General features: G+C 71.3%; 27 protein-coding genes and 5 pseudogenes. 22 read left to right on the top strand and 10 right to left on the bottom strand.

The window, feature by feature from the left end:
* Positions 1-217: 217 nt before the first annotated feature.
* The 15 genes from G5V59_RS03350 to G5V59_RS03280 all read left to right on the top strand — a co-directional run bounded on the left by G5V59_RS03350 (position 218) and on the right by G5V59_RS03280 (position 12,965).
* A complete protein-coding gene (locus G5V59_RS03350; RefSeq protein ID WP_278255581.1) occupies positions 218-1,114 on the top strand; it encodes a hypothetical protein in 897 nt (298 codons plus the stop codon).
* Positions 1,115-1,126: 12 nt separating this feature from the next.
* Entirely contained in the window at positions 1,127-1,462 is a 336-nt protein-coding gene (locus tag G5V59_RS03345) for a hypothetical protein (protein ID WP_278255580.1), read from the top strand.
* Between the two features lie 116 nt (positions 1,463-1,578).
* The gene (locus G5V59_RS03340) at positions 1,579-1,842 is read left to right on the top strand and encodes a hypothetical protein (RefSeq protein ID WP_278255579.1); all 264 of its coding nucleotides are present in this window, start codon (positions 1,579-1,581) and stop codon (positions 1,840-1,842) included.
* Positions 1,832-3,340 (top strand): hypothetical protein, encoded by a 1,509-nt coding sequence (locus tag G5V59_RS03335; protein WP_278255578.1) that lies wholly within the window; start codon positions 1,832-1,834, stop codon positions 3,338-3,340. Before G5V59_RS03340 ends, G5V59_RS03335 begins: the two co-directional genes overlap by 11 nt.
* A gap of 75 nt (positions 3,341-3,415) precedes the next feature.
* Positions 3,416-3,628, top strand: coding sequence for a hypothetical protein (locus G5V59_RS03330; RefSeq protein ID WP_278255577.1), 213 nt, complete (start codon positions 3,416-3,418; stop codon positions 3,626-3,628).
* 102 nt (positions 3,629-3,730) lie between these two features.
* Positions 3,731-4,657 carry a hypothetical protein gene (locus G5V59_RS03325; RefSeq protein ID WP_278255576.1) on the top strand — a complete coding sequence of 309 codons (927 nt, stop codon included), beginning with the start codon at positions 3,731-3,733 and terminating at the stop codon, positions 4,655-4,657.
* Positions 4,654-4,854 carry a hypothetical protein gene (locus G5V59_RS03320; protein WP_278255575.1) on the top strand — a complete coding sequence of 67 codons (201 nt, stop codon included), beginning with the start codon at positions 4,654-4,656 and terminating at the stop codon, positions 4,852-4,854. The genes G5V59_RS03325 and G5V59_RS03320 overlap by 4 nt, the downstream gene beginning before the upstream one ends.
* 10 nt (positions 4,855-4,864) lie before the next feature.
* A complete protein-coding gene (locus G5V59_RS03315; protein ID WP_278255574.1) occupies positions 4,865-5,995 on the top strand; it encodes a hypothetical protein in 1,131 nt (376 codons plus the stop codon).
* Entirely contained in the window at positions 5,989-6,465 is a 477-nt protein-coding gene (locus tag G5V59_RS03310; protein ID WP_278255573.1) for a hypothetical protein, read from the top strand. Before G5V59_RS03315 ends, G5V59_RS03310 begins: the two co-directional genes overlap by 7 nt.
* A gap of 341 nt (positions 6,466-6,806) precedes the next feature.
* A complete protein-coding gene (locus G5V59_RS03305; RefSeq protein WP_278255572.1) occupies positions 6,807-7,508 on the top strand; it encodes a hypothetical protein in 702 nt (233 codons plus the stop codon).
* A 92-nt stretch (positions 7,509-7,600) separates the two neighbouring features.
* Positions 7,601-7,957 (top strand): hypothetical protein, encoded by a 357-nt coding sequence (locus G5V59_RS03300; RefSeq protein WP_278255571.1) that lies wholly within the window; start codon positions 7,601-7,603, stop codon positions 7,955-7,957.
* A gap of 128 nt (positions 7,958-8,085) precedes the next feature.
* On the top strand, positions 8,086-9,744 hold the full coding sequence (locus G5V59_RS03295) for an SGNH/GDSL hydrolase family protein (RefSeq protein ID WP_278255570.1): 1,659 nt from the start codon (positions 8,086-8,088) through the stop codon (positions 9,742-9,744).
* Positions 9,745-9,798: 54 nt separating this feature from the next.
* Positions 9,799-10,488 (top strand): hypothetical protein, encoded by a 690-nt coding sequence (locus G5V59_RS03290; RefSeq protein WP_278255569.1) that lies wholly within the window; start codon positions 9,799-9,801, stop codon positions 10,486-10,488.
* A gap of 279 nt (positions 10,489-10,767) precedes the next feature.
* Positions 10,768-11,262: a hypothetical protein gene (locus tag G5V59_RS03285; protein ID WP_278255568.1), complete on the top strand. Its 495-nt coding sequence runs from the start codon at positions 10,768-10,770 to the stop codon at positions 11,260-11,262.
* Positions 11,259-12,965, top strand: a complete 1,707-nt coding sequence (locus G5V59_RS03280) for an N-acetylmuramoyl-L-alanine amidase (protein ID WP_278255567.1) — start codon at positions 11,259-11,261, stop codon at positions 12,963-12,965. The genes G5V59_RS03285 and G5V59_RS03280 overlap by 4 nt, the downstream gene beginning before the upstream one ends.
* An 85-nt stretch (positions 12,966-13,050) precedes the next feature.
* On the opposite strand, the gene G5V59_RS03275 is transcribed toward G5V59_RS03280, so the two are convergent.
* Positions 13,051-13,281, bottom strand: coding sequence for a hypothetical protein (locus tag G5V59_RS03275; protein WP_278255566.1), 231 nt, complete (start codon positions 13,279-13,281; stop codon positions 13,051-13,053).
* Positions 13,278-13,572 (bottom strand): annotated as a pseudogene (locus tag G5V59_RS03270) (DUF3263 domain-containing protein). Before G5V59_RS03270 ends, G5V59_RS03275 begins: the two are co-directional and overlap by 4 nt.
* 320 nt (positions 13,573-13,892) lie before the next feature.
* Between G5V59_RS03270 and G5V59_RS03265 the strand changes: the two are divergent.
* The 3 genes from G5V59_RS03265 (at position 13,893) to G5V59_RS03255 (ending at position 16,012) form a co-directional block, all read left to right on the top strand.
* Positions 13,893-14,348: a hypothetical protein gene (locus G5V59_RS03265; RefSeq protein WP_278255565.1), complete on the top strand. Its 456-nt coding sequence runs from the start codon at positions 13,893-13,895 to the stop codon at positions 14,346-14,348.
* On the top strand, positions 14,345-14,752 hold the full coding sequence (locus G5V59_RS03260) for a hypothetical protein (RefSeq protein WP_278255564.1): 408 nt from the start codon (positions 14,345-14,347) through the stop codon (positions 14,750-14,752). Before G5V59_RS03265 ends, G5V59_RS03260 begins: the two co-directional genes overlap by 4 nt.
* 417 nt (positions 14,753-15,169) lie before the next feature.
* Positions 15,170-16,012, top strand: a complete 843-nt coding sequence (locus G5V59_RS03255) for an HNH endonuclease family protein (protein WP_278255563.1) — start codon at positions 15,170-15,172, stop codon at positions 16,010-16,012.
* Between the two features lie 20 nt (positions 16,013-16,032).
* Here G5V59_RS03255 and G5V59_RS03250 read toward each other — a convergent pair whose 3' ends face one another.
* From G5V59_RS03250 to G5V59_RS03230, 7 genes and pseudogenes are all read right to left on the bottom strand, one after another.
* Positions 16,033-16,203, bottom strand: a complete 171-nt coding sequence (locus G5V59_RS03250) for a hypothetical protein (RefSeq protein ID WP_278255562.1) — start codon at positions 16,201-16,203, stop codon at positions 16,033-16,035.
* Positions 16,204-16,342: 139 nt separating this feature from the next.
* Positions 16,343-16,786: a hypothetical protein gene (locus G5V59_RS03245; RefSeq protein ID WP_278255561.1), complete on the bottom strand. Its 444-nt coding sequence runs from the start codon at positions 16,784-16,786 to the stop codon at positions 16,343-16,345.
* A gap of 469 nt (positions 16,787-17,255) precedes the next feature.
* Positions 17,256-17,552 (bottom strand): hypothetical protein, encoded by a 297-nt coding sequence (locus G5V59_RS35580; protein WP_341350831.1) that lies wholly within the window; start codon positions 17,550-17,552, stop codon positions 17,256-17,258.
* Positions 17,549-17,677: an NAD-binding protein gene (locus tag G5V59_RS35575; protein ID WP_341350830.1), complete on the bottom strand. Its 129-nt coding sequence runs from the start codon at positions 17,675-17,677 to the stop codon at positions 17,549-17,551. The genes G5V59_RS35580 and G5V59_RS35575 overlap by 4 nt, the downstream gene beginning before the upstream one ends.
* Before the next feature lie 286 nt (positions 17,678-17,963).
* Positions 17,964-18,695, bottom strand: a pseudogene (locus G5V59_RS35570) (ion channel); the annotation flags it as partial.
* Positions 18,656-19,261 (bottom strand): YhjD/YihY/BrkB family envelope integrity protein, encoded by a 606-nt coding sequence (locus G5V59_RS03235; protein ID WP_278259612.1) that lies wholly within the window; start codon positions 19,259-19,261, stop codon positions 18,656-18,658. The gene G5V59_RS03235 and the pseudogene G5V59_RS35570, both read right to left, overlap by 40 nt.
* 565 nt (positions 19,262-19,826) lie before the next feature.
* A pseudogene (locus G5V59_RS03230) lies at positions 19,827-20,852 on the bottom strand (cation:dicarboxylase symporter family transporter); the annotation flags it as partial.
* 151 nt (positions 20,853-21,003) lie between these two features.
* Here G5V59_RS03230 and G5V59_RS03225 point away from each other — a divergent pair.
* From G5V59_RS03225 to G5V59_RS03210, 4 genes and pseudogenes are all read left to right on the top strand, one after another.
* Positions 21,004-21,456 (top strand): annotated as a pseudogene (locus tag G5V59_RS03225) (histidine kinase); the annotation flags it as partial.
* 610 nt (positions 21,457-22,066) lie between these two features.
* Positions 22,067-22,597: an ATP-binding protein gene (locus tag G5V59_RS03220; RefSeq protein WP_278259611.1), complete on the top strand. Its 531-nt coding sequence runs from the start codon at positions 22,067-22,069 to the stop codon at positions 22,595-22,597.
* Positions 22,594-23,082, top strand: a complete 489-nt coding sequence (locus G5V59_RS03215; RefSeq protein WP_278259610.1) for a response regulator — start codon at positions 22,594-22,596, stop codon at positions 23,080-23,082. Before G5V59_RS03220 ends, G5V59_RS03215 begins: the two co-directional genes overlap by 4 nt.
* The gene (locus G5V59_RS03210) at positions 23,079-23,339 is read left to right on the top strand and encodes a hypothetical protein (RefSeq protein ID WP_278255560.1); all 261 of its coding nucleotides are present in this window, start codon (positions 23,079-23,081) and stop codon (positions 23,337-23,339) included. Before G5V59_RS03215 ends, G5V59_RS03210 begins: the two co-directional genes overlap by 4 nt.
* Here G5V59_RS03210 and G5V59_RS03205 read toward each other — a convergent pair.
* A pseudogene (locus G5V59_RS03205) lies at positions 23,315-24,773 on the bottom strand (glycine hydroxymethyltransferase). The gene G5V59_RS03210 and the pseudogene G5V59_RS03205 sit on opposite strands and share 25 nt — an antisense overlap.
* Positions 24,774-24,982: the final 209 nt, after the last annotated feature.

The following is a 24,982-nucleotide window of genomic DNA, read 5'->3' as shown; positions in this document are numbered from 1 at the left end:
TCCAGGAGACCACCATGAGCACCAGCCCCGAAGACCTCGCCACCGGCTTCACCGCAGAGTCCGTCATCAACGAGATGCTCGACCTCGACGAGGCTCCTCGCCGCCGACGTTCGGCGCGCCGAGAAGCTCGTGCCGCTCTACACCCGTCCCCACCTCGAAGCCGAAATCGACGCGCTGCAGATGGAGCCTGGAGAGCGTCACCGACGGCTCGGCGGCCGTGCCGGCCGACGACGAGGCCGCGGTCGGTGACACCACGAGCCGCGACGGTCGCAGCGCGGAGGTCATCGCCCGCGAGATCCAGGCCAAGCGGCAGGAGTACGCCGCGTCCCGCAAGATGATCCGGCTGCGCCAGCTCGCGTCCGAGGACTGGCTCGCGTGGGAGCAGCAGTGGAAGACCGTGCTCGACAAGGGCGCGCCCTACCCGCCGGAGATGTGGGACTCCGTGATCGCCGTGTCAGCGGTCGAGCCGGAGATGCCCGCCGGCAAGGTCAAGGAGACTCCGCAAGAAGCTCGGCAACCCGCCGCTCTACGAGACTCGCCATGGAGGCGTGGAAGCCTGAACACCGAGGGCGGCATCAGCGTCCCTTTCTCGCGACTCTCCTCGCACGTCCTGCGGCCCAAGCCGCACGCCGGGAGCCTAGAACTCGCCCTCCAGGCTCGGTATCTCCCCGTCGGCGCTGCGAGGCCGCCCGGCAACCACGGTCCTCGTGTACGGCGCCGTCGACGGCGTCCAGCGCGTCGTACGCCAGGTCACCGAGTCCCCCTGGACCGAGGAAGACCGAGCGCTGCTGCTCGCCTACCGGCTCTACGAGGACTCGCTCTGCTCCGGTTGTGGGGAGCCGAAGCACCTGGCGCACCACCCGGACAACGACGGGTGGTACGACGCCGACCCAGACCCGGTCGTGTGCCACGCCTGCACGGCGCTGGCCAAGGCCGACGCGAAGGACCCGGACAAGGTCGAGCCGGTGAAGTTCTTCCGGGTCCTGCACGACCGGGACTACGAGGCCCACCCGCTCCCGATGCTCACCCTCGACGAGCCTGGGCTGATCAGCCCGCCGGTACGCCGCCCTCACGTGGCTGTCTCCGTCGTACGACGACCCCCACACCCCGGTAGGAGGTGACCTCGATGCCGTCCTCCCAGGTGCGCTCCGTCGTCGTCCGCCTCGAGGCGATGGTCGCGAAGTACATCCGCGACATGAACCGCGCCGGCGACGCCACCGAGAAGGCGTTCGACAGGGTCCACGCCTCCACCTCGAAGGCCCGTGAGGAGTTCGTTGCCAGCGACCGCGCCGCCGCCAAGCCTGGAGCAGACCACCTCCCGCCTCAGCACCACCACAAAGGCGACGTCGACCTCGCAGCGGACCCTCGCGCGCGACGTCGACAGCGTCTCTGCCGCCGCCGTCCGCGGCACCCGGTCCATCGACCAGTACTCCGGCCGACTTCGGGTCGTCGCGGAGCCTGATCGCAACCCTGGGCCCGGGCCTGCTCCCACTCGGGGCCGGCGGGCTGGCCGCGGTCGGCGCGCTCGCCGGGCTCTTCGGCGGCGCCGCGGTCGGGGCGCTCGGGCTCCTCGGCGCCGTGCAGGGCGTCGGCGACGCGCTCAAGGCCGTGGAGAAGGCCCGCCTCGACCCGACGGTGGAGAACCTCAAGGCCGCCCGCGACGCGATGGCCCGGCCTTTCCCCCGAGGCCCGCCGGTTCGTCCGCCAGCCTGGAGAAGATGCGCCCGGTCCTTCTCGCCCTGCGCGACGCCGGCGCCGAGAGGTTCTTCCCCGGCCTCACCGACGCGCTCCGCTCGCTCGACAAGGCTCGCCCCGACCTTGCAGAAGGCTCATGGCCGCTAGCGGGCAGGCCGGCGGCGACGCGATCGCCGGGGCTGCTGAGTCGCTGACCACCGAGCGGTGGGCGCCGTTCTTCGACTTCCTCACCGACGAGATCCCCCAGGCGATCGACAACACGACCCGCCTCCTCGGGTCGCTGTCCCACGCCGGCGCCGAGTCTGTGGATGGCCTTCGACCCGACGAACGACAAGTTCATCGACTGGCTCACCAGGGTCGCCGACGGCCTCGACGACTGGGCGGGCTCGACCGAAGGCCAGGACGACATCAAGGACTTCCTCGCCTACGCCGAAGAGACCGGCCCGAAGGTCGCGGACCTCGTCGTTGCCGTCGCCGACGCCTTCACCCAGGTCGCGCAGGCTGCCGCTCCGCTGTCGGGCCCGGTCCTGCAGACCCTCACGGCCGTCGCGAACGTTGTCGCCGACATCGCCGACAGCGACCTCGGCACCCCTCTCGTCACCGGTGTCGCCGCGCTGACGCTCTACTCCCGGGCGCTGCAGGCTGCCGTCGCTCTGCAGTCCAAGGCTCTACGGGGGCGCAGCGGCCCAGCGGCTGCAGGCTCAGGGCAGCCTTCGGGTTCACCCGCTCCCTCGGCAGGGACATCAAGGCCTCGACGCCGTCGCTGCGCGAGTTCGGGCAGGTCGCAGCGTTCATGGGGAAGTCCTCGAAGAACGCGTCGGAGAAGACCCTGGCTGCGCGGGCGTCGGTGCGCGCGTTCTCCGCGCAGGCAGCACGTGGCGCCGCTCCGATCGCCGGGCTCGCGCTTGCCACGACGGGGATCGCCGACTCGATGGGGATCTCCAACACCGCCTCCCTGGCGATGATGGGGACGATCGCCGGCCCCTGGGGCGCCGCGATCGGCGGTGGCGTCGGTCTCGTCGTCGACATGGCTCATGCGACGGACGGCCTCGGAGCGGCCCTCGATGCCGCCGACGCTGCGATGCAGTCGATGGACGTCGACCAGGCTCCGCGAGGCCCTGAGTTCCATCAACACCGAGCCTGGACAAGGCCACCCGCAACACCGTCTTCGGCTCCGACGTCCTCGGAGACAAAGCTCGGGGGCATCGTCAACACGATCTCGCCGATCACGAACCTGACGAAGTTCATGGGCCTGATGACCGGCGAGACGCAGGAGGCCCAGCGCGAGCAGGACCTCTTAGCCACCGCGATCGAAACGGCCTCAACTCGCGCTGCCCGCGCGCAGATCGACTACAACGATGCCCTGGCCGGTGGCGGTCGAGCCTGCGTTCGAAGCGAAGTACGGAATCGACGCGCTGGTCGACGCCATGAAGAAGCAGCAGTCGGTCGCCCGCTCGGCGCTCGACAACCAGTACGCCTGGGGCCGGGCGGTCCTGAACATCCGCGGGCTGCTGAAGGACGGCTCCCGCGGGTTCAACGAGTTCACCGAGGCCGGGCAGAACAACTTCTCCGCGATCTCCTCGGCCGCCGACGCGCTGAACAAGATGGTCGAGGCCGGCGAGTCTCACCAACGGCGAGTACGTGAAGGCTCCGTGACCAGTTCATCGCGTTCGCCCGCCAGGCTCGGCGCTGGCAAGGCCGAGGCGGAGAGCCTTCGCCAATGAGACTCCTCGACTTCCCCGACTCGATCGCCCCGCAGATCGCTGTGCAGTTCGACAAGCAGCAGGCTCCTCGACGCGAAGGCGGCGTTCGACTCGCTGCCGCCCCAGGTCCGGACCGAGATCCGCGCAGACGGCATCCCGCAGACCGAGGGTGCCATCAACGCCCTGGTCGCGAAGTACAAGCTTGTCCGAGAAGGACCGCCGGGCGCTGATCACGCTCAAGGACATGGCCTCGCCGCGGATCCAGCAGATCCTCGCGAAGTCTGCGGGAGGTCCGCGACAGGAACGTCACGATCACGACGACGTGGCAGTCGGTGTATGCGCCGCCCAAGGGCAACCCTGCCCGGTCGAACCCGGGTCTCGGCCTCCTCGCGCCAGGCGCCGTGCCTCACGCCGAAGGCGGCACCGTGCAGGGCCCTCGGCACCCCTACGGCGACAAGGTCCTCACCTATCTCGCGCCCGGGGAAGAGGTCATCACCAACCGGAACGGCCAGGCCGACCGGTTCCGAGCCGACCGTGCCGCCGGCCGGATCCCGGCGTACGCCGACGGCGGCACCGTCCAGGCTCTTGCCAGCGGCGGCACCGTGCACACCCGCTCCCACAGCGACCGCGAGGCCGACCACGTCGCCCGCGGCCTGAAGAAGATGCGCCAGGAGGCTCGCGTCCGCCACCAAGGCCCTCGAGAAGGAGACGAAGGCCCGCGACACCCTCGTCGACCGCCGCAACAACCTCCGCGAGGGCGTCCGCAGCGGCCTCGACAAGGGCATCTGGCGCCCGGGCAACGACAACGACGTGTGGACCAGCAGCGGCGACCCCGTCGCAGGGCTCTACGCCCAGTTGGCCGACATCAACAAGTTCGACGCGCTCTCCGGCCGGCTGAAGAAGAAGGTCAGCACGGCCGCGTTCGAGGAGATCATCAAGGAGGGCAACGTCGCCGACGTGGAGGCGTACAACGCGCTCCCCGCCGCGCAGGCTCGCGACGTTCTCGAAGGCTCTACGGCGTCGTTCAGTCCCGGCTCAACACGTCCTCGAACCGGGCCTCGGACGCTGTGTACGCCGCGCCGATCGCGAAGGCCAACGCCCGGCTCGCCGAGACCACCCGGGAGGTGAAGGGCCTCCGTGGCGACCTGAAGCACGCCACCAAGGTCGCGGAGAAGCAGCAGGCCCGGAACCGTGCCGCTGCCAAAAAGGGCGCTGCGTCTGCGGCCAGCAGGAGGCACAGGGGGTACGTGAAGCCATGACGACGGTGCTGGACCAGTCCCACGAGCTCACGTGGGGCGGCGTCGTGCTCGCTACCGACGCGGACACCGACACGCCGTTCCGGTTCGAAGCCCTCGTCGGCACGGCGTACGGCAACCCGGTGCCGCTGACCGAGGTGGTGCGGTCCTACCTCACCGACGGCGAGCCTGATCAAGCGCACCGGGTGGGGCAACCGTGAGGACGTCCCCGTGTTCGTGCGGGTCTCCGCCCGGGACGGCCAGGCACTCGCGCAGGGTGAGGCACTGCTCGCCCAGGAGTACATGGCCGACGAACCGGCACCGCTGAAGTGGCTGCCCCCGACCCTCGGCGCCTGGCCGCTGGCGTTCGACGTGGTCCACGTCGTACTGGACCGCGACTGGAAGGTCGACCTGGGCGACAAGCTTGGGACTACCGCGAGCGGTTCGACCACACGATCGTCTACAAGTTCGTCGTTCACCACGCTGCCGTTCACCCGCGACTGGGACACCACCATCATCCCGGCGCTCGAGGTGCCCGAGGACCCCGACGACCCGGTCGTCATCTCCATCGACACCTGCGACTCGACGGCCGGATGGACGCGGCTCTCCTACCCCGCGACCGGGTGGGCCGGGCTCACCGGACCGACGACCAACAGCGGCTCCGTCCGGATCAGCGCCAGCGTGCCGTCCTCCGGGTCGTCGTGGCCGTGGACGTCGATCCTGTCGCTGGAGCGGTCCGGCACCGTGACCATGGACGGCACGCCGTACCTGCGGCTCTTGGTGTACGTCGCGGACGGAGGCGTGACTCCGTTCAAGCCCGACGTCACCGTCCAGTACAACGGCGGCGGCCAGGCCGTCGAGCCAGTTTCGGTGCAGCAAGCTCAGCACGGACGCGCGTGGCTTCACGATGTGGTTCCCCGCCCCGGCGTCGTTCTCCAAGATGCGGGTCAACGCCCGCTTCACCACGACCACCCCCGCGTTCAAGTACCTCTACGTCTACGACGTGTCCCGCACCGACAGCGTCGGCATCGACGGCACCAACGGCCTCCAGGTCGCCCGCACCGCAATCGTGGGCGGCACCGCGCCGACGCAGGCAGCGATCCGCCTCAAGGCCAACGACACCGGCCCCCTCGTCGGGTCGACCGCCCTGTTCTACACCGGCGCCTCCCCCGTCATCTCGCTGCGCGCGCGCTGCTCGAACACCTTCTCGCTGGGCGACGTGGTCGTCGACCCGACGAAGATGTCCGGCGCGACGAACAACCTCTCCGTCGCGATGAAGTTCTGGATCCCCGTCCCGATGCTCACCCGCGCGAAGCACGCGTTCCTCGCGAAGCCTGTCGTTCACCGGGACCAAGATGCTGACCTGGTCGGCGAAGCTCGTCGACGCCGCTGGCGGCGACATCCCGGGCTCGGACCTCGTCGCCTCTGGCGTCGCGCTGCTGCGCAACACGACCGCTGACCCCTGGCGCATCCACCACATCGCCACCCAGACGCTGCCCGCGCTTGCGACCTCGGGAGTCGACACCGACCAGGTGCAGATCACCCTGTCCATGGACTCCGGCGGCGACACGGTGCGGATCGACGAGGGCTGGCTGGCGAACACCGACAACGGTGCCGTCACGCTCGTCCACGAGCCGAGCGCCAACGACCTCACCGCGATCGAGATCCGCTCTGCCCAGGCTCGACGCCCCGTTCCCGTCGGTGTACGGCACCTGGTCGTCCGGCCGCGTGCAGGACATCACCCGCCTGGCCCGCATCGGCTCGCACCGGTTCAAGAACGGGACGATCTACATCTTCACCGCCACCGACGTCGCCCGCTACGCCGGCTGTGAACTGGAGTACTACCGCCGGTACTTCCTCCTCGCCGGGCCCGACCTGCCCGCCGAGGTCCCCTCGTGACCAGCAACTCCGACCTCCACCTCTACGTCGGCGGGATTCCGCTCGAGTCGATCGCAGCCTGGGGAGGCTCCGAGGTCGCCTGGGGGCGGCACGGGCCGACGGAGATGTCGTGGGAGATGGCGCTCGGCCGCAACGAGCGGCCCGACCCGCTGGCCCGCAACGCCTGGGTCGAGGCTCTGCGACGGCGTCGAGGTCGTGTGGTCCGGGGTCCTGTCCCAGCCCGACTGGGACAGTCTGCAGTTCCAGGCCATCGGGATCTCCCGTCTCGGCGAAGGTGCCGAATGCCTCGCCGCCGACGGCACCATCACCTCCCGCCCCGACCCCGCGCTCGACCAGGGCATTGCCCGCGGCGTGCTGCGCAACTGGTACCGCGCCGCGAACTTCGGCTCGTCCCCGATCTCCGGCGCCGACGGCAGCGCAGGGGTCGACAACCCGCAGCCCGGGAAGATCGACGAGGCTCCTCAACGACTGGGCGCTCGAGGACCCCACTGGCCGCCAGTGGTACGTCCACCCGTCCGGGCTCGTCACCGCGAACGGCGAGGACCAGACCCGGCCGGCCTGGTTCCTCGCACCTGGCATCGCCGAGATCGGTGTGGCCGACGACGACGTCACCGATCGCGTCTTCGTCCGCTACTTCGACTCCTCCGCCGGCCGCTACCGCGACGCCTCCTACCCGGCCACGACCCCGGCCGGGGGCGTGGAGAAGCGGGCCGACATCACCCACCGCGGCCCGATGACCGCCGCCCGGGCCACCGTCATTGCGCAGGGCATCTACACCCGCGCCGGCGCTGGCCGAGTCGGGTTCACCAACGGCGTCGAGGTCGCCACCGAGCAGGCTCCGCGACGCCGGGAACAACCGCGCGAACCTCGCCCACGTCTGGGGCGGCCATGTTGTCCAGGCGCAGGAGACCACCGACCCTCGCGGCGGCGATGTCGACTTCGTCTTCGTGCTCGAGGAGGCCCGGTGGCGCCCTGACGACGGCGTCACCCAGGCTCAATCCCGTCGGGCTCGTCGCTCGCACCTGGGAGCAGATCTTGGAAGAAGCCGACGCGAGAGGTTGACCCGCCATGCCGTACCCCGCCTACGAGGGCATCCTGTTCTACTTCTCCATCACCATCGGCGCCCCGTGGCGCCAGGAGTTCCGGGTCCTCGACCGAGCCGCCCCCTCCGGCCAGGCTCACCGACGCCGCGGTCTGGGACGACTTCGACGCCAAGATGGTCCTCACCACCGACGCCGGCGCGACGGTCGCGACCCTGACCAGCGACGGCGGCGGCAACGGCACCATCCGTCTCGGCATCACCGACCTCGGCCCCGACGCCATCGTGTGCGAGTCTGCCGTCCTCGTTCACCGTCGGGCTCGCGCCCACCACGACGTACGGCCGGGCTTCGACGAAGCCGTTCGTCCGCGCGGTCCTCACCCTGACCGATCCCGCGCGCCCCCTCGAGCCGTACGTCTTCGCCTCCGGCAAGGGCGTCATCGTGCCCACCACCCTCTGACCGCCCGGCCACCATCTCGCCGCACTCCGGCTCCCGCCATCGAAGGAGATCACCGTGGTATTCCCCCGCCTCATCGCATCCGGATCCCTGGTCGGCCCCGCCGGGCCCAGCGGCGCAGACGGCTCCGACGGCGCCCCCGGCGTCGACGCGGTCCCCGCTGCCGAAGCCACCGCGGCGTACCTCGAGGCCGGCGCCTACGGCGTCGACGACGGGAACGACACCTCCACCGCCCGGCTGCTCGGCGACCCCACCAGCCAGACCAACGTCGGCGTCCGCGAGCAGATCGCCAACCGCGCGGCGCTGCCGAGCTTCGTCGCCACCCGCGCGCGGGTGAACGCGTTCGACCCCATCCGCTGCGTCTACAACTTCAAGCCGAGCAACACCCGACGGATCCGCGCCGGCCTCGGGCGCGCCGGCCGCGGCGGGATCAGCGAGCACATCGTGGCTGGGGACTCCATGTCCGCCGGCGCCGTCTACGGCATCTCCGGCGCCAACCCCCTCGTGTTCGACCGCGCCGGCGCCTGGCCGATGATGATGCGCGACCGGCTCGTGTCCCTCGGCATCCCCTCGGCCGGATCCGGGTGGGTCCGCTGCAACGACGCCGGCCTCGGCTCCCCGCTCGGCTGGACCTTCGGCGGCACCTGGAACCACAGCGCGAAGTTCTACTCCTTCAACCTCGGCGGCGGGACCGCCACGTTCACCGTCCCCGCCTCCATGGCCGGCGCCACGGCGTACTCCCACCTCTGGTTCGACACCGGCCTCGGCGGCGGGGCGTACTCCTTCACCCTCGCCGTCAACGGCGCCACCTCCGGCCCCGGGTTCCGCACGACGACCTCCGTCGGCGGGTCGGCGCGCTGGCGGGCGACCACCTTGCTGCTGTCCACCCCACTCGCGGCCGGTGACACGATCGTGATGACCGCGGGCGCGAACGGTCACTACATGGCCGCCGGACGCTGCTGGAAGCCGGCGACCGGCGGGATCTCCGTGCACAACCTCGCGCAGTCCGGGAGCCGCGTTTACGCCACCGCCGCCAGCCAGAGCGATCAGTGGGCCTCCCTCGGCCAGAACGGCCTTGGCACCCTGATCAACAGCACCCTGCCGAACGGGACCACGGCGTTCTCGAAGCGCACCGTCACCGACGCCGTCCTCAACGGCACCACGACGATGACCAGCGCGACCGCGGCGTTCACCGACGACGATCTCGGCAAGACGATCAGCACCCCGGCCGGCACCAACGGCCTCCGGCTCCCCGCGTCGGGCAACGTCTACATCACCGCGATCAACTCCGCGACCTCGGTGACCCTGTCCCAGGCCGCGCTGATGTCCGCCACCGGCGTCACGATCGACATCGGCCGGATCCCTGACGCGCTGCACATCAGCCTCGGCGCCAACGACCTCGCCAACGGCGTGACGATCGCGAACATCGCCGCCGGGATCACGACGGTCCGGGGGTTCCTCCCCAACACCGACGTGCTGCTCTACGCCAACCCGCAGCCGTCCGCCGCGCTCATCCCGACCGGGTACGACGCCTGGGTCTCGTCGCTCTACGACCTCGCCGACACCCTCGACGTCCCGCTCTTCGACATGCGCGCCCGGTTCGGGACCTTCGCCGAGTGGGGCGCCAACGGCCTGCAGGGCGACGGGCTCGCGCACGCCAACCCCTCGCTCTTCGCCGAGTGGGGCCTGGTCGTGGCCGGGCTGATCGCGGCATGAGCGCCCCGGAGGCCAACCCGGCCGCCACGGTCACCTCGGCGCGGAACTGAGCTCGTGACCCGGCTCGCGCGGTACCAGCCGCCGTCGATCCCGCCGCAGGTCCTCGTCGCGCTCGTCGTGATCTTCGCGCTGCTCTCCTTCATCCGCGGCCTCGACTACGCCCTCAGCGGCGACGTCGCGCAGTCCCTCGTCGTGCTGAACGCGCTCGGCAACCTGCACCTGTGGGGGGTGATGATCATGCTCGCCGCCACCGCGGTCATCACCTCCTACGCGCTGCGCCGCCACTTCCTGATCTGGCTCGCGCACGTGATCATGGCCGCCCTCCGGACTCGGCATCGCCGTCACGGTCGCCCAGGCCATCCACGAGTCCGGCGTCGGCGGCTGGGCGTCCTTCGCCGCCCCGGCCGGCGCGTTCCTCTGGCACTTCGCCCTGGCCGCCCTGACCCGCCCCTTCCCCCGCGGGGCCGGGCATGGCACCTGACCCCAGCGTCCTCGGCTCCAACCTCGTCCTCGGCCCGCTCGCGCTCATCGGGTTCATCGTCGCCGCCCTCGGGTACGCCGCGAAGGAGTACCGCAAGGCCCGCGAGCAGCGCGTCGAAGACGCCGTCGCGCAGCGCGACCAGGAGCGCGAGGACCACGCCGCCGAGAAGCGCCGCCTCGAGCAGGACCGCGACGACGCCCGCGCGGACGCCGTCGCGATCGACCAGAAGCTCGACGAGGCCAACGACCAGATCCGTGACCTGAAGGAGAACGAGATGCGCAGGAGCGACGCGATGTTCGCCCGCCTGGTGCGGGCCCGAGAGATGCTCGTCGAGCGCGGCGTGCTGCCCGAGGACTTGCCGTGACGACCGCGAACCAGCACAGCCGTCGCGTCGGGTTCGGCGTCGGGATCGCCGTCGTCGGCGCGATCATCGGCCTCGTCATCGGCTGGCTCGTCGCGATCCAGGCCTGCAGGGCGAACGCGACGCCGCACAGCGCAACGCCCAGGAGCAGAAGGTCACCGCCGACTCGGCGCTCACCTACATGCGCTCCGCCTGCTCAGCCGGCGACCAGGTCGCGTGCGACTACGTCGAGAAGCTCACCGCATTGCCGGACGCCCCGACCCCGGCCGCCGCGGGGCCAGCGGGACCGATCGGTCCCCCGGGCGTTCCTGGGCGTGATGGGCTCGACGGCGTCAACGGGCGCCCCGGCCAGCCGGGACGCCCCGGCCAGGACGGGCAGGACGGCCGCGACGGCCTCGACGGCACCGACGGCACCGCAGGCACCACCGGCTCCCCCGGAGCGGCCGGCTCGCAGGGCCCGGCCGGCGAGCCGGGACCTGCAGGACCCCAAGGCCCCGCCGGACCGCAGGGCCCCCAGGGAGCGCCAGGGCCCGCCGGACCGGCCGGGACCGCCCAGCCGGGCACCTACGCGTGCCCCGGCAACCAGCACATCACCGCCATCACCATCACCGACACGGGCGCCGTGACGCTCGACTGCAGCCCGGCGACGCCGGGAGACCCCGGAGGAACACCATGAGGCTTCGCCGCGCCCGCCCCGAAGATGGTCGCCGCCCGCCACAAGGGCGGCCGCCAGACCCCCGGGCGATCGTCATCCACGCCACCGTCTCCCCCGACAACCCGGGCACCGCCGAGAAGATCGCGAAGTGGTGGGCCGGCCCCACCAGCCCGGTCACCTCCGCCCACTACGTCCGCGACCCCAACGTCACCATCCAGTGCGTCGGCGACCACACCGTCGCCTACCACTGCGGCTCGAACCAGGACACCATCGGCTACGAGCCTGTGCGACGAGCAGATCGGCCCCGCGTCCCGCTGGAAGGACGCCGACTCCCAGGCCATCATCCGCGGCGCCGCCCGCGACGTCGCGCAGCCTGTGCCTCGCGTACAACATCCAGCCGATCCGCCCCACCGTCGCCCAGGCTCAAGGCCAAGGGCAAGCACGGCATCTACGGCCACGACGACAGCCGCCGCGCCTTCGGCCGCACCACCCACACCGACCCGCGCGACTTCCCCTGGGACCAGTTCCTCACCCTCGTCCGCCAGCAGATCGCCACCATCAAGAAGGCGGCCGCCGGCGGCCCGAAGTACCCCAAGCTCGCCGCCGCCGACTTCGCCGTCTGGAACGCGAAGGTCGGCGACCGGCCCACGTTCGGCGCCGAGCTCGAGGCCGTCATGTCCGGCCGCCGGTTCGGCGCGATCCTCGAGACCGGCGGCAACCGCGACGTCATCCGCGAGTTCGCCGGCGACATGAAGTACTCCATCTACACCGGCAAGGGCGACGTCGGCGCCTCGACGATGATCCTCGCCAAGCACGCCAGCGGGATCACCCGCCACGGCCTGATCGACGTCGACACCACCTGGTGGGGCCCGAAGGGCAAGCCGATCCCCGGCCGCGCGTTCCCCTGGTTCCGCTGGGTCGAGGACGGCCGCCCGTCGATGTTCATCGCCCCGCACATGCCCTGGGGCCCGACGCGGCCGCGCAACGTCAAGGCCTGGGTCGACTGCTCGAAGATGCTGCGCGACTACGCCGCCGTGTCCACCGGCTACGACCTCCTCATCGCCGGCGACCTCAACCAGGCTCGCCAGCGTCCGCCTGCCGTACTCCATCCGCGGCACCGCGACCGCGATCGGCGCGCAGATCATCGACACCGGCGCGGACTTCGACTACGCCCTCTGGCGCCCCGCCACCCGGCCCGTGCCGGCCGCAGCGAGGCGCCCCGTCCCGAACGTCCGCGCCACCACCAGCGACGCCTACGAGGGGGACCACCCCGCCGTCGCCTACTCGATCGGAGCCGCAGCATGAGCATCGTCCCCGCCCGCACCAGCACCGCCGCGAAGCGCGGCTTCATCCGCACCACCGCCCAGGCCTACGCCGCCACCCTCACCACCGGTCTCTCGGCGTCCGTGGTGCTCGGCGTCGTCACCGGCGAGGTCCAGACTCATCCCGACGCTCGTCACGGTCGGCGTCTCGCTGGCCTCCCCGCTGCTTGCCGGCGGCGCGTCGTACCTCTCGATCCTGTCGTCCGGCATCCCCGACGACTACCAGCCCGACGACGCCGCCGGCTCGGCCGACGAGGAGCCGCCCACTCTCGAGAACCAGGACTCCGGGCTCATCTACGGCGACGACGCTGGCGACGACGTCGACGAGCGGACGTAGAGCCCGTGGCCCGCGCGGGCACGGTCCGTCGACCCGACGGCAGCACCCTGGTCCGCAACCGCTGACCGCCGTACAACACAGGGCCCCGTCCACCTTCGGGTGGGCGGGGCCCTCTCGTCACGCCCGGGCGGTCGCCCCAGGCCGTGCTGGTCAGCCGTACGCCGAGCCGGTGAACGGCGCGCTGTCGACCGGCCGGACCCGGTCCGGCGGCACCTCGACCCGGACCTCCTCGCCGGTCTGCGGGTCCAGGTAGATCACCCGCGCCGCCCAGGCGCCGTCGTCCATCTTGTGCCACGCCACGACGAAACCCTGGTACTCCGTCGGGAGGTGCGGGGGCCGGACGTAGACGTGGGAGTTCTTCGGCCGGACCAGGCCGGTCACGGCTCGCCGAACCCGAGCCGGCGCGCCGAGCGCTGGCGCTGCCGCTGGTCGCGGAGCCGGCGGAGCCGTCGTACGAGCATCGGCGCGTGGGCGAGAGCCTTCCGGGCGGTCGAGCAGCGCGTTGAGCACCTGGTAGTACCGCACAGCGCTGAGCCCGAGCTCCTCGCGCACGACGGTCTCCTTCGCGCCGGGGTACTTCCACCAGCCGCGGTCCTCGAAGTCGAGGAGGGCCTTCTCTTCGGTGGTGAGACTCGTCCATGATGGGCACGCTACGACGGGGGTCCGACACAACCTCGCGAGGTGAGGATTTCGTGAGGTCGGAGCGCCGATCACGGCGGACGCTCGGGACACCCTGGACAACTGTTCTCGCAGGTCAGGCCCGGTGTGACCCGCTGACCTGCGGGTTCAGCACCATTGACACGGAAGAGGTCACTGGTTCAAACCCAGTATCGCCCACCACCGAGAACCGCAGGCGTTGCCTGCGGTTCTCTGCATTTCGACGCGCTCCACCTATCGTGACGACGTGGCGTACGACGTTCAGTCCCCCATCCAAGACGCGGGGCTGGAACGACTCGACGAGCGGGCGGAGACGATCCAGTTCAGGCTCTGCCTTGACGCAAGCCGACTACGAATGGCTCGGCTCGTGGTTTCAGGACCACCCTCACAAGGAACTGCGGGCGTACGGCGGATACGACGGCAGCATCACCGACCTCGATTTTCTGCGCTTCTTCCCGACGCTGCGCAGGTTCCGGGCGGATCGGCTCGACATCTCCCTGACGAGCATCGAGGGGCTGCGCTATCTGCCCGCGGACGCCGTGTCCCTGGGCATCGGGAAGACGAAGAGACGTGTCTCGCTCGCACCCCTGGCCCGCTTCACCCGGTTGGAGCACCTCAGCCTGGAGGCCCAGACCAAGGACATCGAGGTCGTCGCGGAGCTCACCACCCTGCGCAGCGTCACGCTGCGCTCGATGACTCTCCCCGACCTGTCGGTCCTCGCGCCGCTCATCCGGCTCCGCGCACTGCACCTCAAGCCTGGGCGGCACGACGGACCTGACCAGGCTGCGTGAGACTCGACGCGCTGGAGTACCTGGAGATCTGGAGGGTGCACAGGCTCGCCGACCTCTCCCCGATCGCGGACCTGCCCAGACTGGAGGCTCCTGTGGCTCCAGACGCTGCGCCAGGTGGAGACGCTGCCACAGATGTCCGGCCTCACCGGGCTGCGCCGCCTGTGGCTCGAGACGATGAGGGGACTGACCGACCTGTCCCCGCTCCGGGAAGCACCCGCACTCGAGCAGACTCGCACTGGTGGACATGGGCCATCTTCAGCCCGACGCCTTCGCCTGCCTCGCCGGGCACCAGGCTCCGTGCCCTGCGCTACGGCTTGGGCAGCGACCGGAGGAACGCGGAGGTCGAGCGGATCGTGGGGCCACGCTCGGACGGCGACTGGCACAAGCCGACCTTCGGCGGCTAGCGCCACGCCGTACCCGCTCAGCCGCGTCGGAACAACCGCGCGAGCAGGCCCCTCTTGCCCGGGTCGCGCGGCTCGGGCTTCGGCAGGCGGTAGTCACCGACCTGGATGCCGTCCTTGCCGTTGGCCTTGACCGGAGCCTCGATCTTGCCGCCGGTGACGCGGACCTTCTTGACCTGGTTCCAGATCGAGTCTGCCGGGTCCCGAGTTCGACATGACTGCCTCCTGTGACGGACGGAGGATCATCATCGCGTCTCGGACGAGCACGCGCCACCGATGTCGTCGGGACGAGCCCAGGGCGTGACGAGCGTGTGAACTCTGCGCTCTCCGGGACCGACCTCCTGGACGCCCGGCCGCCGAGCGCCTAGACATGGAGGTCGACGCCGGTGCGCTCGGCCCGGCCTTCGGCAGGAGACCCGCATGCTGCGTTCCCGGACCGTCCTGAGTCACCTCCTCCTCACCCTCGGCGCACTGCTCGCGCTGCTCTTCGTCGTACCGGCCGCGCCGGCGCAGGCGGCGACCTTCTCCGGCTCGCTGGCGCAGGGCGTGGCGAAGATCCCGACGGCGGCGGAGAACAACACCGGCTACGACCGGGCGCTCTTCCCGCACTGGGTGGACGCCAACGGCGACTGCCAGGACACCCGGGCCGAGGTGCTCATCGCCGAGGCCGACGCGGCGGTGACCTACACCAGCGCGAGCAAGTGCACGGTGGCGACCGGCAAGTGGTTCTCCTACTACGACCGGGCGACCTGGACCAACGCCGCCGACATCGACATCGACCACATGGTGCCGCTCGCGGAGGCGTGGGGCTCGGGCGCGAGGGGCTGGACGACGGCGCGGCGCCAGGCCTACGCCAACGACCTCGGCGACTCCCGCACGCTGGTCGGGGTCACCGACAACGTCAACCAGGCCAAGAGCGACCAGGACCCCGCCACGTGGCTGCCGACCTACGACAAGTGCCGGTACGTCGCGGAGTGGGTCGCGGTGAAGATCCGCTGGGGCCTGAGCGCCGACAGCGCGGAGAAGAGCGTCCTCAACAGCCTACGCGTCGAGTCTGCTCGAACACGATCACCGTCACCACGGCCTGAGCGCCGGTCGGCGACACCAACAGGAACGCCCCGTCCTGCGAGCAGGACGGGGCGCCCTCGTGTCCGGCGTATGTGGGGTGCGCCGGACACATGTGGTTGGGGAACCATCGCCGACGCTAGTGGTCCGCTCGCCGGGGTGGGAACGGAATCGTCGACATACCCGCGAAATAGATAGCGATCCGATAACGCCGGAGCTCAGCCGTAGGCGGATCCGGTCTGCGGCGCACTGACGACAGGGCGCAGGTTGGCGGCGGGGAGCCACTCGGTGACGATCCGCCCGTCGCGGTCGGCGTACGACACCAGGCCCTCCCAGCCCTTCTCCCCCGACCTCCAGTCGAGCACCAGGCCGGGGAGCTCGGACGGCACGAACGCCGGCCGGACCCAGACATGCCGAACCCCCGCCATAGCGACCACAATAGAACATGTGTTCGAACGACGGGGGTCCGATCCCGGACTTCCGGGAGGTCAGTCGAGACGACCACCCTGCGGCGGCTCGGCGACCGAGTCAGCCAGCGGGTCCGCGGTGGCGGCGGGCTCGTCCACCGGGCGCGGGTACGACGGGGTGGCGCTCGCCGATCCGATGGGTCCGGAGTGGGAGCCGCCTGCGCCCTGGGAGCGGCGCAGCGCGGAGAACACTGCGCCACCGACGGCCAGCAGGCCGGCGAGGAGCAGCAGCTTTGCGGCCGCGGTGGCTCTTCTGGACGGGGAGCCGGTCGGTCACCCGGTCGGGCAACCGGTCGACGACGGAGTCGGGCACCCGGTCGGCGGCTGCCTGCACCACGTCGGGTGCGCGCTCGGCAGCGGCGTGGACGGCGGCGGAGCCGCGCTCGGCGGCCGCACGTGCGGCCGAGGTCACCCGGGGTGCCACGACGGTCTCGACGATCTCCTTGAGGTCGTCGGCGACGTCGCGAAGGTCATGGGCGAGGTCGGAAGTGGCGTTCTTGGCCATGGGGTCTGCCTCCTGGTGGGTTCAGGTTCTCTCCAGCAGTACCCCACGCACCCAACTCAACCCTGTCCCAGGCCCTCCGGCCTCGACTCGCGACGGGACGAACCTCGTTCGAGCACTCGTTGCAGCGCACCCGGCGCTCGTCGCGCTCACGCGGCTGGCCGAGCAGCCGGCGGTACCAGGTGGTCTGCTCGGTGCGCCGGACGCAGCGAGGGCACCAGTCGTGCCTGACCCACGGTCCGTAGTCCTTCCCCATGGCTCCAGCATGGAGGCTCCGGAGCCCCGCTGTCGCGCGCCGAGGGGTCCCGATCGGCCGTGTCGGAGCAGGTCTGCACGATCGTCACCGAGCGGCATAGTCCGGGCGGACCATGCACCCGGGATCAGTCCTCGTCGGCAGCGAAGTCCTCGTTGTGGGTGCCGGGGCGCGGCGCCCACGGCAGGCTCCTTGGCCGGGCGTACGACGACCAGCCGGTCACCCCGCGCGAGCAGCGTCACGACCGGGTCGAAGTACCGGTAGACCCGCTCGTCTCGCACCACCGCGATCACCTGGTCCGGCAGCGACTGGGGCGGCATGCCGACCTCGTTGACCAGCAAGCTCGCGCTCGGCGACCTCCAGGCCCTCGCCGTAGGTGAGCAGGTCCTCCATCACCGAGCCGAGGGTCGGGGAGAGCGTGGAGAGGCCGAGCAGGCGGCCGACCGCGTCGGAGGAGGTGATGACCGAGTCGGCGCCGGACTGGCGCATCAGCGGGGCGTTCTCCTGCTCGCTCACCGAGGCGACGATCCACGCGTCCGGGTTGGCTGGCGCACGGTCAGCGCGGCGAGCACGTTGGAGTCGTCGCGGCCGGTGGTGATGATCACCTGGTCGGCGTTGGCGACACCGGCGCGCTGCAGCACCCCCCGGCGGGTGGCGTCGCCGGTGATGACGGCGAGCCTGGTCGGCGTGCGCGTCGGCCATCGCGACCGGGCTCGGGTCGACGACGACCACGTGCTCCCGGTCGAGGCCGTTGTTGACCAGGGTCTCGACCGCACTGCGGCCCTTCGTCCCGTAGCCGATCACCACGACGTGGTGTCCCATCTGCTTCCTCCATCGGGCGATGCGGAAAAGTTCGCGGCCGCGCTGCGCCAGCACCTCGAGCGTCGTACCGATCAACAGGACGAGGAAGCCGATGCGGGCCGGGGTGATGATGAACGCGTTGACCAGGCGGGCCGGGTCGCTGACTGGGGCGATGTCGCCGTAGCCGGTCGTGCTCAGGGTGACGGTCGTGTAGTAGATCGCGTCGACCAGCGAGATGTTGCCGTAGGGATCGGCCGCGGTCGCGTCCCCGGCGTCGCGGTAGCCCTCGCGGTCGAGATAGACCAGCAGCACGGTCCCGGCCATGATCCCCAGCGCCAGGAGCAGCCGGCGGCCCGGCTCCCACCACGGGGAGCGTGTGCGCTCGGGCAGCGCGATGCGGCCCACGGAGGGGCTGTGCGTCGGTCCCAGATGGTCACCCACGGCCCGGAACCTACTCCACCCGGCCGACCGCCCCGGATACCGGCGTCGCGAGCGGCGTTTCGGGCCGATCTGGCAAGGCGGCGGCGCGACGGCATGCTGGACGCGCGGCGAGCGTCGCCGACGCAGCCAGATCGAGTCCGAAAGGCCGCGCAGCAGGCGGGATCCGGGGCGGCCGGCCGTTACTCCGGTGTACGCCGCAGGAGGCGTGCCATGAGCCTCCCGGCGCGCCCGCTGGGTGGCCTCCTGAGGGAACACCTCGTCGAAGGCGGCGTTCACCCCCGCGCCGATCAGCACGGCGAGTGCGGCGATGTAGAGCCAGATCAGGATCGCGATCGGCGCGGCCAGCGGACCGTAGATCGAGTGCGAGTCCTGGGCGGTCACGGTGAGCACCCAGCGCAGCAGGTAGGAGCCGGCGATCCAGACTCACCAACGAGAAGGTCGCCCCCGGCAGGTTGGAAGCCCAGGCTCGTCCGCACCGGCACCGACACGTGGTAGAGCGTGGCCAGGAAGCAGATGCAGATCAGCACCACCAGCGGCCAGTAGAAGCCCATCAGGAAGTCGGCACGGTTGGGCAGCCAGGAGCGCACGAGCCGCGGCCCGGCCACCACCAGCGGCAGCGTGATCGCGCCGGTGACGACGGCCAGGATGTAGAGCACGAAGGACAGCGCACGGGTGCGGACGATCCCCCGGTGGCCGCCGAGCCCGTGCATGATCGTGATGGTGTCGACGAAGGTGTTCAGCGCCCGCGAGCCCGACCACAGCGCGAGCACGAAGCCCAGCGAGATCACGTCGAAGCGGCCGCCCTCGAGCACGTCGTCCAGGGTCGGCACGATCACCCGGTGCACGGCGGTGTCGGTGAGGAACGCCGAGAACAGGTCGACGATCGCGCGGCGCACCTCCTCCACCTGGGCGGCGGTGAAGTGCTCGGTGACGTAGCCGACGCCGCCCGCGAGCGCGAAGACCAGCGGCGGGACCGACAGCACCGCGAAGAAGGCGCCCTCGGCGGCCAGGCCCGTCACGCGGTAGCGCAGGCAGGAGCCTGACCGTGGTCACGACCAGACGCCAGACCAGGTGCGCGAGGCGTCGTACCGGGGCGGGGAGGCGGTGCAGCACACCCCCGTCGTCCGCCATGGCCCTCACGGTATCGGCCCGGACGCACCGCGGGCGACGGCGGCCACCAGGACCGTCGTCGCCCGCGGGGTGGGCGGATCGGGGATCAGGCCGGCTGCGGCTCCCGGGACGCGCGGTCCACCGGGCTCTCGGGCTCGGGCGACTCGTCCTCGCCGACCATGGTGGTCTCGTCGAAGGGGTCGTCCCCGGCGAGGACCCGGTCGAGCCTTGGCGCGGTCGATGCTGCCGGTCCAGTGGCCGACCAGGACGGTGCCGACCGCGTTGCCGGCGAAGTTGGTCAGCGCGCGGGCCTCGGACATGAACCGGTCGATGCCGACGATGAGTCCGACGCCGTCGACCAGGCTCCGGCCGGTGCGACTGCAGGCCGCCGGCGAGGACCGCCATGCCCGAGCCGGTGACACCGGCCGCGCCCTTGGCGGCGATCATCATGAACAGCAGCAGGGAGATCTGCTCGCCGATCGCGAGCGGGCTGCCGATCGCCTCGGCGATGAAGATCGAGGCCATGGTCAGGTAGATCGCGGTGCCGTCGAGGTTGAAGGAGTACCCGGTCGGGACCACCACGCCGACGGTCGTCTTGTCGACGCCGGCGTGCTCCAGGCTGGCGATCGCCCGCGGCAGCGCGGACTCCGAGGAGGAGGTCGCCAGGATCAGCAGGAACTCCCGGCCGAGGTAGCGCAGCAGCGCGAAGATGTTGATCCCGGTGGCGACCTTGAGCAGCAGGCCGAGGACGACGAACACGAACAGCAGGCAGGTGATGTAGAAGCCGATCATCAGTACGGCGAGGCTCTTCAGCGCGTCCACGCCGCCCTGGCCGGTGACCGCCGCCATCGCACCGAAGGCGCCGACCGGTGCGGCCCACATGATCATGCCGAGCAGGCGGAACACCAGGCGCTGCAGGTGTCCCACGACAGTGAGGATGGGCGCGGCGCTCGGGCCCATCTTCTGCAGCGCGAAGCCGACGAGGAGCGCGACGAAGAGGGTCTGCAGGACGCTGCCGCTGGTGAAGGCGCTGAACAGCGAGGTCGGGATGATCCCGAGCAGGAACGCCGTCGTGTCGGCGTGCCCCTCGGCCGCCTTCTCCTGCGCGGTGGCCGCGGCGTCCGGGGTGATGTGCAGGCCGTCGCCGGGGTGCAGCAGGTTGCCGACGATCATGCCGATGGTCAGTGCGACCGTCGACATCGCGAGGAAGTAGACCAGCGCGAGGCCGCCCACCCGGCCGACCTTGGCGGCGCTGGCGACCGAGCCGACCCCGAGCACGATCGTGCAGAAGATGATCGGCTGGATCATCATCTTGATCAGGTTGACGAAGCCCTCGCCGAGCGGCTTGAGACCGACGGCGAAGCCCGGGAAGAGCAGTCCCGTGGCGATGCCGAGCAGGACCGCGCCGATCACTGCGAGGTAGAGGTAGTGCGTCGCGCGGGAGCGCGTGCTGGTGGTGCTCATGGATCCTCCAGTCAGGGAGCCGGGCCCCGGCCGGGGTCCTCCGCAACTGTGCTGCCAGAGGTGAGCATCGTCACTGTTGTGTTCGTTGTGTTCGTGACGCACGCCACAGTCGCCGGTCCCTTCCGTCGGACCCCTGCGCGAGAATGACGTCATGCCGCACCTGCCCCGCCTGCTCCGCGACCGCTCGGTCGCCCGCCGGGTGCTGCTCCTGCAGGTCGCCACGGTGCTGCTGCTCGTGGTCGTCGGCATCCTGATGGCGTCCTACGACGCCCGCCGGGACTCACGCAGCCGCGCCACCCAGCGCGCGGTGGCCGTCGCGCAGACCGTCGCGGACTCCCCCACGGTGCGCGCGGCGCTGAGCGGCAGCGACCCGAGCGCCGTCCTGCAGCCGTGGACCGAGACGGTGCGCCGCGACACCGAGACCGACTTCGTGGTGGTGATGGCGCTCGACCGCACCCGCTACACCCACCCCGACCCGGCCGAGATCGGACGGCGGTTCGTCGGCGACCTGGGCGGGGCGCCCCGGGGCGAGGTCTTCACCCAGCAGTACACCGGGACGCTCGGGCCCTCGGTGCGCTCCGTCGTACCGGTCCGGGACGGTGGGCGCGTGGTCGCCCTCGTCTCGGTCGGGATCACCGTCAGCGACATCAACCGCGGGCTGCGTCGCGACGTGACCGTCGTCGTGCTGTGCGGCGGCCTGGTGCTGCTGCTCGGGCTGCTCGGCGCCGGACTGCTCGCGCGCCGCCTGCACCGGGTCACCCACGGCATGGGCGAGCAGGAGGCTGGCCCGGATGTACGAGTACTACTCCGCCGTCCTGCACTCGGTGCGCGAGGGCCTGCTGCTCCTCGACGGCGAGGGGCGGGTGCAGGCTCGTCAACGACGAGGCGCGTCGCCTCCTCGCCCTGTCCGACGACGTGGTGGGCCGTGCGATCGAGGACCTCGGCCTCGCCCCCGGCCTGGTCGCGGCGGCTCGCGGGCGCACGGCGGAGTCCGACGACCTCTACCTGGCCGGCGAGCGGATCCTGGTGGTCTCCTCCGCCCCCGCGCAGTGGGAGGGACGCGACGTCGGCTCGGTCGTCACCCTGCGCGACCACACCGAGTCTGCGCTCGGTGACCGGTGAGCCTGGAGGTCGTCCGCCGGCTCACCGAGTCGCTGCGCTCGCAGAACCACGAGTCCGCCAACCGCCTGCACACCGTGGTGTCACTCATCGAGATGGGCCGGGCCCAGGAGGCCGTCGAGTTCGCCACCGAGGAGCCTGCAGGTCGCCCAGCCTGCTCACCGACGAGGTGGTGGGCGCGGTCGAGGACCCTGTCGTCGCGGCGCTGCTGCTCGGCAAGTCCGCCGAGGCCGCCGAGCAGGGCGTCGAGCCTGCGGATCAGCGGCGCTCTGCCAGCCGGCGCGGGCATCCCACCGCGCGACCTGGTGACCGTGCTCGGCAACCTGATCGACAACGCCTTCGACGCCCTCGCGGACGCCCGGACCCGGCGGGTCGACGTCCGGCTGTCGGGGACCGGCGACCGGCTGCGGGTGCAGGTCGACGACAGCGGGCCCGGGCTCGACGACGCCGCCGCGGCTCGGGTGCTGGACCGCGGCTGGACGACCAAGGCCGAGCCCGGCACCGGACGCGGGCTCGGCCTGGCGCTGGTCGTCCAGGTCGCCCGCCGCCACGACGGCGACGTCGTGGTCGGTCGCTCCGACCTGGGCGGGGCACGCTTCACGGTCACCCTCGGAGGTGCCGGGTGAGCGTGCGGGTGCTGGTGGTCGAGGACGAGGCGCTGGCCGCGGAGGCCCACGCGTCGTACGTCGAGCGGGTGCCGGGCTTCGCCCTCGCCGGTGTCGCACGCTCCGCCCGGGAGGCCGTCCGGGCACTGGAGACGGCCGAGGCTGCGGGCGAGCCGGTCGACCTGGTCCTGCTCGACATGCACCTGCCCGACGGGCACGGGCTCGGCCTGCTCACCGCACTGCGCGGCGCCGGTCACCTGTGCGACGTGATCGCCGTGACCGCGGCCCGCGACACCAAGGTGGTCCGCCAGGCGGTGGTGCAGGGCGTGGTGCTCTACCTGCTCAAGCCGTTCACGTTCGCGACCTTCCGCGCCAAGGCTGGAGCAGTACGCCGAGTTCCGCGCCCGCCTCGACGCCGCCCCCGACGAGGTGGTCCAGGACGAGGTCGACCAGGCTCCTCGGCTCGCTGCGCTCCGCCGGCAGCGCGCCGCTGCCCAAGGGGATGAGCGCGGAGACCCTGCGCGGCGTCACCGCCGCGCTGCGCGAGGCCACCGAGGAGCCTGTCCGCCAGCGAGGTCGCGGCCGTGGTCGGCGCGTCCCGGGTGACGGCACGGCGCTACCTCGAGCACCTGGCCGACCAGGGGCTGGCCGCCCGCGGGGTGCGCTACGGCACCGGCGGCGGCCGGCCCGAGGTCGAGCTACGCGTGGAGGAGGTGAGCCTGCGTCGGGCCGGCACCGTCAGGAGAGATCGAGGCCGGGGTAGAGCGGGTGCTTGTCGAGCAGGCTCCGCGGACGCGGCGCGGACCTTGTCGGCCACGCCCTCGCCGAGGACGTAGGACGCCTTGGACGGGGCGCCCGCGGACGTCGTACCCGCCTCGGTGTTCTGCAGCACGTGCACGATGAGGTCGGCCACCTCGTCGAACTCGTCGGCGCCGAAGCCGCGGCTGGTGAGCGCCGGGGTGCCGATCCGGATGCCGGAGGTGTACCAGGCGCCGTTCGGGTCGGCGGGGACCGAGTTGCGGTTGGTGACGACGCCGGCCTCGAGCAGGGCGGACTCGGCCTGGCGGCCGGTCAGACCGAAGGAGGACACGTCGAGCAGCACGATGTGGTTGTCGGTGCCGTCGGTGACCAGGCTTCGTGCCGCGCCGCTGCAGGCCCTCGGCGAGCGCCCGGGCGTTGTCGGCGACGGCCTGGGCGTAGGTGCGGAACTCCGGGGTGCGCGCCTCGGCGAAGGCGACGGCCTTGGCGGCCATCACGTGCGAGAGCGGGCCACCGAGCACCATCGGGCAGCCGCGGTCGACGCTCGGGGCGTACTCCTCCGTGGCCAGGATGAACCCGCCGCGCGGGCCGCGCAGGGACTTGTGGGAGGTCGAGGTCACCACGTGCGCGTGCGGGATCGGGTCCTCGTCGCCGGTGAACACCTTGCCGGCGACCAGGCCGGCGAAGTGCGCCATGTCGACCATGAGGGTGGCGCCGACCTCGTCGGCGATCTCGCGCATCGTGGCGAAGTTCACCCGGCGCGGGTACGCCGAGTAGCCGGCCACCAGGATGAGCGGCTTGAACTCCTTGGCCTTGGCGCGCAGGGCGTCGTAGTCGATCAGCCCGGTCTCCGGGTCGGTGCCGTACTGCTGCTGGTGGAACATCTTGCCGCTGATGTTCGGGCGGAAGCCGTGGGTGAGGTGGCCGCCGGTGTCCAGGCTCATGCCGAGCAGGCGCTGGTTGCCGGACTCGTGGCGCAGACTTTCTCCCAGTCGGCGTCGGAGAGGTCGTTCATGTTCTTCACGCCGGCGTCCTGCAGCCACGGACCCTCGACCCGGTGGGCGAGGATCGCCCAGTAGGCCGTGAGGTTGGCGTCGATGCCGGAGTGCGGCTGGACGTAGGCGTACGGCGCGCCGAACAGACTCGCGGGCGTGCTCGGCGGCGAGCGCCTCGACGGTGTCGACGTTCTGGCAGCCGGCGTAGAAGCGGTGCCCGACGGTGCCCTCGGCGTACTTGTCGCTGAACCAGGTGCCCATGGTGAGCAGCACGGCCGGCGAGGCGTAGTTCTCGCTGGCGATCAGGCTTGAGCGAGGCCCGCTGGTCGGCGAGCCTCCTGGCGGGTGGCGTCCGCGATGCGGGGCTCCACGGAGGAGATGACCTCGAGCGCCCGGCGGTAGGCGCTGCTGACGAGTTCGCCGTTGAGGGAGTTGTCGCTCATGGGTCCCAGCGTAGTGGTGCGCCCGGGCCTGTCTCGCGCGATGGGGTGCACTGCCCCGACTGGTGGGGTGAGAGGCCCCGCCTCGTGTGACGTGCGTCGCAGCGCCCGCGTGATCACGGGGAGATCACGGGCGATCGTTCCGGATCATGAGACAAGCGTCCACATCATGAGATTCAGATTTGATGGCGCCCCGTCCGAAGGATGAGACT

This window comes from Nocardioides convexus, from assembly GCF_011090295.1.
Note: the sequence above shows the minus strand (reverse complement) of the source record. Positions and strands in the feature narration are given on the sequence as shown.